Here is a 2,355-nt window from a genome sequence, read left to right on the forward strand (position 1 = left end):
ATCTCGGTCAAAGCCCGCGTGGCGGTGGGGTGAAAGACTACCTCAACGCGCGCGGCATGCGCATCCTTGCAGCCCTCGACGCGGTTTCCGCCAGGCATTCGGCCAAGCAGGCGGAGGTGGCGCTTGCCTGGGTTATCGCGCGGCCAGGCGTTACCGCGCCGATCGCCAGTGCGACCAAGCCCGAGCAGATGGACAGCCTGATCAAGGCGGCGTCACTGAAACTGAGCGGCGCCGACATGGCCGAACTCGACAAAGCGAGCGGCTGACGTTTTCGGCGGCCGCTCCTCGCACGAACGTCCAAGACGACCCTCTTGTCTTGCCATAGCCTCCTTCGCACGGGGCAAGGCAGAGGGTGAGATGACTGAGCCGCTTCCTTCGCAGCCGGACTTTTGGCGCCAGCTGCTCGCGCTGGTGCTTGCCTCCGCCGTTGTCATGGGCAGCCCGGGGCCGGCAACGATAAGCGTGACCGCGGCCGGTGCGGCCTTCGGTTTGCGCCATTCGCTGGGCTATGCCTGGGGGATCATCCTGGGCACGATCGCCGTGCTTTTGGTCGTCGCGACGGGGGTTATGGCGGTGCTCTCGTCGATGCCGAAGCTGGCGCCGTTGCTGGCTGTCGCGTCCGCCGCCTACATCCTCTATCTCGCCTTCAAGATCGCCACGGCCCCGCCCTTGGCAGCACGTGCCGCCGAAGCTTCGCGCCCAACATGGCTGGCTGGGTTTCTTCTCGCGGTCGCCAATCCAAAGGCCTATGTGGCGATCGCCGCCGTGTTTGCCGGTGCCTCGTCGAAACAGGGCGCCGCTGAGCTTGGTCTATGGCTGAAGCTGGCGGCTCTTGCCCTGATGATCGTTGCCATCCACGCTCTGTGGCTTGTCGCGGGGGCAGCTTTCGCGCGCTTCCTGCGCCGGCCGGCGGCTTCGCGGGTCATCAATCTGGTCTTTGCCGCGACGCTGGTGTTGACCACTGCGCTGGCCGTGTTCGGTTGAGACCTGCCGGCCGGAGACTTCCGGTTCAGACTTTGGTTCTTGCAGCCGCGTCCAACTCTTGCAGCCTTTTCATCGCTGTCGGCGGCAAGGCAGGTGGGTTCGGGCCGCGCGCCGCATCAATCAGGAACTGGTCGCAGGCAGCCTCGGTCTCACCGATCAGCCGGGCCATGAATTCGTCCTTGCTCAGTCCCGGTGGAATCGGCGGCAGGAAGCGCGCCTTGATGGTGCCGGGATAGCGCAGGAATTTGCGGCGTGGCCAATAGAGGCCGGCGACATGGGCAACCGGCACCACCGGAATGCCAAGCTGCGCATAGATTTCGACGATGCCATATTTGTAGGCCGGCTCGTCGCCCGGCGCGCGTCTTGTACCTTCGGGGTAGATGATGAGCTGGCGAGGGTTGCGGGCCATCTCCTCCTTGGTTGCAGCGACCACGGCCTTCAGCGCTTTAGAGCGGCTGCCGCGATGAACCGGGATCATGCGCATCTTCATGATGTACCAGCCGAAGAACGGGATCCAGGTCAGCTCGCGCTTCAGGATGTAGAGCGGGTCCTGAAGGAAGGGGAAGAAGGCGATCGCATCCCAGAACGACTGGTGCTTTGGCGCCAGGATGAAGGAGCCCTCGGGCAGGTTTTCCTGGCCGGTGATGTCGTTCTTCGTTCCGGCGATCTTGTCATAAAGCCACATCGAGGTGCGCGACCAGAATTTCGGCACGAACCAGGCGCGGTGACGGGGCGACAGGAAGTAATAGGGGGTCCAGAGGATCATCTGGACGATCAGGTTGACGTAGAAGACGAAATTGAACGTCAGTGATCTGAAATAGAGCATTGGGGGAGGCCCGGTCAGGAGGTGAGCGTTGGTTACACCAAGCGCGGGGAAAAAGGAAATGGCCGTCGGGCGCTCTGATCGGCGAAGATGAGCGATCCGTCGATCGGCGAGCGGCCCGATTCCGCTACATCAGTCGCGCCAATCGCTCCTTCAGGCGTGGGGCGGCAAAATCGAGGAATGCGCGCAGCTTGACCGGCAGCAGGCCGTGGCCTGCATGCACCAGGCTTACCGGCCATGGCTTTGGCTCGAACTCCTGCAGCAGGACGCGCAGCGTGCCGGACCGCTGTGCGGCTTCGATCTGGTAGGAAAGCACCCGTGTCAGCCCGACGCCGGCAATCGCTGCATCGATGGCCGCTTCGGCGGTGTTGACCTGAAGCCGTGAGCGAACCTGAATCGGGATTTCGGCCTTGCCCCTGGTGAAGCTCCAGGTGGTGGCGGAAGCAAGCCTCTCGAAGGTGATGCAGCTGTGTGTTCCGAGATCTTCCAGGGTCGTCGGCGTGCCATGCTCGGCCAGATAGGCGGGGTTGGCGCACACGACGCGGCGG

At 63.7% G+C, this 2,355-nt stretch carries 4 protein-coding genes; 2 read left to right on the plus strand and 2 right to left on the minus strand.

Annotated features, from left to right (window positions below; all coding sequences use genetic code 11):
• Nucleotides 1–266 (plus strand): aldo/keto reductase (locus EN935_RS31505; protein ID WP_164771509.1); only part of this gene is annotated, 266 nt, incomplete at its 5' end.
• A 91-nt stretch (nucleotides 267–357) separates the two neighbouring features.
• Nucleotides 358–984, plus strand: a complete 627-nt coding sequence (locus EN935_RS31510) for a LysE family translocator (RefSeq protein WP_127264065.1) — start codon at nucleotides 358–360, stop codon at nucleotides 982–984.
• Nucleotides 985–1,009: 25 nt separating this feature from the next.
• On the opposite strand, the gene EN935_RS31515 is transcribed toward EN935_RS31510, so the two are convergent.
• Together EN935_RS31515 and EN935_RS31520 are read right to left on the minus strand one after the other, a co-directional pair.
• Complete coding sequence (locus tag EN935_RS31515) at nucleotides 1,010–1,810, minus strand: 1-acyl-sn-glycerol-3-phosphate acyltransferase (protein ID WP_127264063.1); 801 nt, start codon at nucleotides 1,808–1,810, stop codon at nucleotides 1,010–1,012.
• A gap of 124 nt (nucleotides 1,811–1,934) precedes the next feature.
• Nucleotides 1,935–2,355 (minus strand): LysR substrate-binding domain-containing protein (locus EN935_RS31520; RefSeq protein ID WP_245489099.1); only part of this gene is annotated, 421 nt, incomplete at its 5' end.

It is taken from the genome of Mesorhizobium sp. M7D.F.Ca.US.004.03.1.1 (assembly GCF_003998635.1).
In the GTDB taxonomy this organism is placed as follows: domain Bacteria; phylum Pseudomonadota; class Alphaproteobacteria; order Rhizobiales; family Rhizobiaceae; genus Mesorhizobium; species Mesorhizobium loti.